The organism is Variovorax sp. 01T439_2, from assembly GCF_056398445.1.
In genome coordinates this window covers 1-5,435 of sequence record NZ_JBFTPJ010000354.1, presented here as the reverse complement: position 1 = coordinate 5,435, position 5,435 = coordinate 1, and the positions used below count along the sequence as shown (strand labels likewise).

General features: G+C 66.6%; 6 protein-coding genes. All 6 read right to left on the bottom strand.

The features are described from left to right. A partial coding sequence (gene darH / locus AC1DOC_RS17420) for a BtrH-related acyltransferase DarH (protein ID WP_478130161.1) occupies positions 1–585 on the bottom strand: 585 nt, incomplete at its 3' end. Continuing rightward, positions 582–977, bottom strand: a complete 396-nt coding sequence (locus AC1DOC_RS17415) for a DarG family dialkylresorcinol biosynthesis protein (RefSeq protein WP_478081493.1) — start codon at positions 975–977, stop codon at positions 582–584. The genes darH and AC1DOC_RS17415, both read right to left, overlap by 4 nt. A gap of 89 nt (positions 978–1,066) precedes the next feature. Then, positions 1,067–2,200, bottom strand: coding sequence for a beta-ketoacyl-ACP synthase III (locus AC1DOC_RS17410; protein ID WP_478081492.1), 1,134 nt, complete (start codon positions 2,198–2,200; stop codon positions 1,067–1,069). Beyond that, positions 2,190–3,170 carry a dialkylrecorsinol condensing enzyme gene (locus tag AC1DOC_RS17405; protein ID WP_478130160.1) on the bottom strand — a complete coding sequence of 327 codons (981 nt, stop codon included), beginning with the start codon at positions 3,168–3,170 and terminating at the stop codon, positions 2,190–2,192. The genes AC1DOC_RS17410 and AC1DOC_RS17405 overlap by 11 nt, the downstream gene beginning before the upstream one ends. A 163-nt stretch (positions 3,171–3,333) precedes the next feature. Continuing rightward, a complete protein-coding gene (locus AC1DOC_RS17400; RefSeq protein ID WP_012748488.1) occupies positions 3,334–5,067 on the bottom strand; it encodes an ABC transporter substrate-binding protein in 1,734 nt (577 codons plus the stop codon). Positions 5,068–5,181: 114 nt separating this feature from the next. Then, a partial coding sequence (locus AC1DOC_RS17395) for a DUF2160 domain-containing protein (RefSeq protein WP_478130159.1) occupies positions 5,182–5,435 on the bottom strand: 254 nt, incomplete at its 5' end.

The following is a 5,435-nucleotide window of genomic DNA, read 5'->3' as shown; positions in this document are numbered from 1 at the left end:
GCGCACCGTCTTGCGGATCGCCTTGGTCACCGACGCCGCATCGATCGTCTTGCGCTCGATGGCCTGCGGGTAGTACATGAGGCCCTTGGGCGCGAGCACGCCCTTGGCGAAGCGCGCTCGCGAAAGATCGGCGCTGGCGCAGCGCACCGGCTCCTCGAACACCGGGTCGCTGATCAGGTAGTCGTCGCCGTCCTTGCCGTACACCAGCAGGTTGTGCGCGTTGAAGTGGAAGCGCATGTTGGGCGGAAAGTACGGCAGCCAGTAGACCGAGGTCTGCAACCCCACGATCTGCCCGCCCGCGAGCAGCGCATCGAGGCGCTGCGCGCCGGCCTCGGCGCTGCGGAAGGTCTCGAAGCGAAAGCGCGCGGCCATCGGCGCCAGCAGGCCCTTGATGATGGCCTTGGGCGGCATGCGGTACGAGATGAGCGGCAGGCCCGAGAGCTTGATGAACGGCAGGTAGGCAAACGACAGTGCCGACGACAGGCCGAGTGCCATGCTCTCCGTCATGGGCACGCCGTGGTGGCGCATGAGGTTCGAGATGACGCCGCTTTCGCAATGCGCCGCTTGCTGGTGTTCGAATTTCACGGCAGGCCCTGCAAGGTGGAAACGGGAAGCCCCAGCGCCTCCGAATAGCGCGCCAGGTGTTTCTGGGGCAGCGCCGCGAAGTGCTTCGGCTTGAGGTGGCGCCGCACGCGCCATTGCCAGAAGCCGCTGGTCTGCGAGAGCAGCGCCACGTCCATGCGGCGCTCGTACATCCAGTATTCGAGCGGCGACGCAAGCCCGCGGGCCACGCGCCCCTTCGCTTCGCGGGCCTGCTCGACCAGCACGTCGACCGCATGGCTGGTGACGATTTCCTCCGCCTCCCAGCCGCGCGAGCGGGTGGTGACCACGCGGCCCTGCGCGTCGCGCGCGTACATGAGCTTGGCGTGGCCGTCGAGGGTGGCGTTGCCTTCTTGCGGAACAGCGTCGAGGTCCATGTCAGGCCTTCCGCCGGGCCGCCCCAAGGCAGGCCTGCGCCCCCCCGGGGGGCAGCGAATACACGAAGTGATGAGCGTGGGGGTTCATATCACACAGCTTCCAGGTAGATGAAGCCGCTCGAGAAGCGGCCGCTTTCGGGCACGAACATCAGCAGCTTGTGGCCGGGCTTGATGCGGCCCGAGCGGAACAGTTCGTCGAGCATGATGTAGGGCGACGCCGACCCGGTGTTGCCCTTGGTCGCAAGATTGCTGAACCAACGCTCGCGCGGAATGGCAAAGCCCATCTGCTCGAGGCAGCGGCTCACGGGTTCGACGAAATAGCCGGACGACAGGTGCGGCAGGAACCAGTCGACATCCGCCGCCTTCAGGCCGCGCTTCTCGACGATGGCCGCCAGCGGCTCGCCCAGCGTGGCGCGCACGATGTTCTCGTTGAGCAGGCGCACGTCCTGCTTGACGGCAAAGGTCGACTCGCGCCGCCAATCTTCGGGATCGGTGCGGGCCCAGCCGTCGAGCCCGCCTTCGGCGTTCTTGTCGGCGCCTGCATACATGCACACCGGCAGCTCGTGCGCGGCCGAAGACAGGTCGATCCATTCCACGCGCAGCGACAGCGGGCCGCGCGGCTCACGCTCGAGCAGCATCGCGCCGGCGCCGTCGGAAAGCATCCAGCGCAGGAAGTCCTTTTCGAAGGCGAGTTCGGGCCGCTCCTCGAGCGCCTGGAGCTTGTGTTCGAGCTCGGCTTCGAACCTGGAGCCGCGCATCACGGCCGAGGCCAGTTCCGAGCCGGTGGCCACCGCGCGCCGCGCATCGCCCGAGCGCACCGAGAGCCAGGCGTGCTTGAGCGCCGTGGTGCCCGCCAGGCAGATGCCCGCGCAAGCCACCACTTCGAGCCGCGGCCAGCCGAGCTCGCCGTGCACCATCACCGCGTGGTTGGGCATGAGCTGGTCGGGCAGCGAGGTGCCGGTGGCGAGGCAATCCACCGGGCCGATGTCGCCGAGCGCCCGGATGGCCTCGGCCGTGAGCTGCGCATTGCTCATGGCGAGCCGGCCGGTGGCCCGGTCGATCGCGTAGTGGCGCGACTGGATGCCGTTGCTGCGAAGGATCAGCCGCCGCGCGCGCGAGGCCTTGCCGCCGATGCGGCCGAGCACGTCTTCGATGTCTTCATTGCTGACCGGGGAAAAGGGCAGGAAGGCGGCGGTGCGGGTCAGGAAGACTTCAGTCGTCATAAAGGGGAGAACGGTCCGTGGCCGAGCCCGAAGGGCGTTCGAAGCACGCCGTCATTTTAGTCAGCCACCCCTTGAACAACGGCCGCAGCAGCACCTGCAGGCTCAAGCTCACCGGCACGACCGTGACAATGAGCACGAGCAGGAACACCACGTAGAGCAGCAGCAGCGGCTTGCGCTGCCAGGCGCCGGGCCGGCCCGCCGCCATGATCAGCTTGCCCCAGAGGAAAAAGCTGCGCGTGCCGGCCTTTTCGCTCACGAGAAGCCGCGCATCGGCCTGCACCGCGCCCAGGCCCGCGAGCAGCGGCTGCGATCCGCGCTCCCGGTCGCCGTGCAGCGCCTCGCGCAGCGCCCGGCCGAAACGGCCCGCGCCCTGGATCTGTGCGTCGCTCAGCCCCGCGTCGGGCATGCCCCAGAAACCGCGCTTGCGGCCCCAGATCAGCCAGGCCGGCGTGGTGAAGAAGGTGGCGAGCGTYGGGCCGGGATCGGTGAGCACCACGTTGTCGATGAGGCGCGCGCCCACCGCGTCGAGCAGGCCCTTGAGCTTCTCGTGGGCCAGCAGCCACATGTTGCGGCAGGCAATGACCGTGACCACCGGCTTGCCCGCGAGCAGGCGCCGGGCCAGCGGATGCTTGAGAAAGGCGACGACCGGCTGCGACGGCGCCAGGAACCACACCTGGTAGGGCAGGATGACCAGGTCGAACTGCTCGTCACCCGTGAGCGAGAGCGGCGCCAGCGGCGGCGGCTTCATGTGGGCCGACTCCGGGAACGCGTCGAAGAAGGCCAGGAAGGGCCAGGGGAACGGGRAATCCGCCAGCGGGCGCAGGGTTTCGACATGCACCGAAATCCCCGGATCGGCCCTGAGCGGCGCGACGATCTGCTCGGCGACGCTGCCGAGCTGGCCGGTCTGCGAATAGTGGATCACCAGGACACGCTTGATGCGCGCGGCGGGGCTGGAAATGCTTGAGTTCACGTGCTGGGGCAAGGCGGGGGCCGTCGAATGTAAGCCAACCGTAGCACTGGCGCATCTGCCATTGGTCATGCCGTCGCGTCGGCCCCACGAATGAGCAAAAAAAAGGCCGCACCCTTCGGCGCGGCCCTTCGTGGAACGCTGTTGTCTGCGGGAAAGCAGCCGCTCAGCGCACCTTGCCTTCCTTCCAGGCCGTCAGCAGCTTGTTGTAGTCGATGGTCTCGCCCTTGGGCTTCTCGTTGGCCAGCTTCTTCCAGGGCGCGTGGTCGTCGCTCAGGTACTTGGCCGGGTCGCCCTTCGGGTTGAGCTTGGGCGCGCACTTGGCCATGCCGGCGCGCTCGAGGCGGGCCATCACGTTGTCCATCTCGTCGGCCAGGTTGTCCATGGCCTTCTGCGGGGTCTTCTCGCCCGTGACGGCCTCGGCCACGTTCTTCCACCAGAGCTGCGCGAGCTTCGGGTAGTCGGGCACGTTGGTGCCGGTGGGCGTCCAGGCCACGCGCGCCGGGCTGCGGTAGAACTCGATCAGGCCGCCGTACTTGTTGGCGTTCTGGGTGAAGAAGTCCGAACGGATGTCGCTGTCGCGGATGAAGGTCAGGCCGGTGATCGACTTCTTCAGCGACGTGGTCTTGGCGGTGATGAACTGCGCGTAGAGCCAGGCCGCCGCCGTCTTGTTGGCGTCATGGCCCTTGAAGAAGGTCCACGAGCCCACGTCCTGGTAGCCGTTCTGCATGCCCTGCTTCCAGTACGGGCCGTTCGGGCCGGGGGCCATGCGCCACTTGGGCGAGCCGTCTTCGTTCACGACCGGCAGGCCCTTCTTGGTCATGTCGGCCGTGAAGGCCGTGTACCAGAAGATCTGCTGGGCGATCTGGCCCTGCGCCGGCACCGGGCCCGATTCGCCGAAGGTCATGCCCATGGCTTCCTTGGGCGCGTACTTCTTCATCCAGTCGATGTACTTGGTGAGCGCGTACACGGCAGCCGGCGAGTTGGTGGCGCCGCCGCGCGAGACGGCCGCGCCCGTGGGCGTGCACTTGTCCGCGGCCACGCGGATGCCCCATTCGTCGATCGGCATGCCGTTGGGAATGCCCTTGTCGGCGGCGCCCGCCATCGAGAGCCACGCATCGGTGAAGCGCCAGCCCAGCGACGGGTCCTTCTTGCCGTAGTCCATGTGGCCGTAGATCGGCTTGCCGTCGATGTTCTTCACGTCGACGCTGAAGAACTCGGCGATGTCCTCGTAGGCGCTCCAGTTGAGCGGCACGCCCAGGTCGTAGCCGTACTTGGCCTTGAACTTGTCCTGCAGGTCCTTGCGCGCGAACAGGTCGGCGCGGAACCAGTAGAGGTTGGCAAACTGCTGGTCGGGCAGCTGGTAGAGCTGGCCGTCGGGCGCGGTGGTGAAGCTGGTGCCGATGAAGTCCTTCAGGTCGAGGCCGGGGTTGGTGTACTCCTTGCCCGCACCGCCCATGTACTCGGTCAGCGACATGATCTTGCCGTAGCGGTAGTGCGTGCCGATCAGGTCGGAGTCGGACACCCAGCCGTCGTAGATCGACTTGCCCGACTGCATGGAGGTCTGCAGCTTCTCGACCACGTCGCCTTCCTGGATCAGGTCGTGCTTGACCTTGATGCCGGTGATTTCCTCGAAGGCCTTGGCCAGCGTCTTCGATTCGTACTCGTGGGTGGTCAGCGTTTCGGAGACGACGGACACCTCTTTCACGCCCTTGGCCTGAAGCTTCTTGGCGGCTTCGATGAACCATTTCATTTCTTCCATCTGCTTGTCCTTGGACAAGGTCGATGGCTGGAATTCGCTGTCGATCCATTTCTTGGCTTCGGCCTCGCCCGCCGATGCCGCACCGTGCGCGGCGAACATCGCCGCTGCCAGTGCCAATGCCGTGTAGCGCATCTTCATGAAAATTGTCTCCTCGGTTGGTGCTTCCCCGGTGTTGTGTCCGATCACGGCTCCGGGGAGGCGGAGAGCCGGAACGCTGTGTGGAAAAAAACGAAGCAGGCTATCTTCGGCCGCTCAGCCCTTGCGCATCACCAGCGCGAGCAGCCCCATCGACAGCACGAAGCTGATCCAGATCGAGGGCTCGGCTTCCAGGCTCATCCATTCCTGGAACTTGCCGGCCAGGCCGATGAAGACCAGGTTCAGGTAGGCCGCGGCCAGCAGCCCGATGAAGAGCCGGTCGCCGCGCGTGGTGGCAATCGGCAGCCAGCCGCGCCGCATGGTGGTGGGCGACTTGAACTCCCACACCGTCATGCCGACCAGCATGAGCG

Excerpts from the sequence above, each read along its gene's own strand:
- AC1DOC_RS17415 (WP_478081493.1), bottom strand. The coding sequence starts at position 977 with ATGGACCTCGACGCTGTTCCGCAAGAAGGCAACGCCACCCTCGACGGC.
- AC1DOC_RS17410 (WP_478081492.1), bottom strand. The coding sequence starts at position 2,200 with ATGACGACTGAAGTCTTCCTGACCCGCACCGCCGCCTTCCTGCCCTTT.
- AC1DOC_RS17400 (WP_012748488.1), bottom strand. The coding sequence starts at position 5,067 with ATGAAGATGCGCTACACGGCATTGGCACTGGCAGCGGCGATGTTCGCC.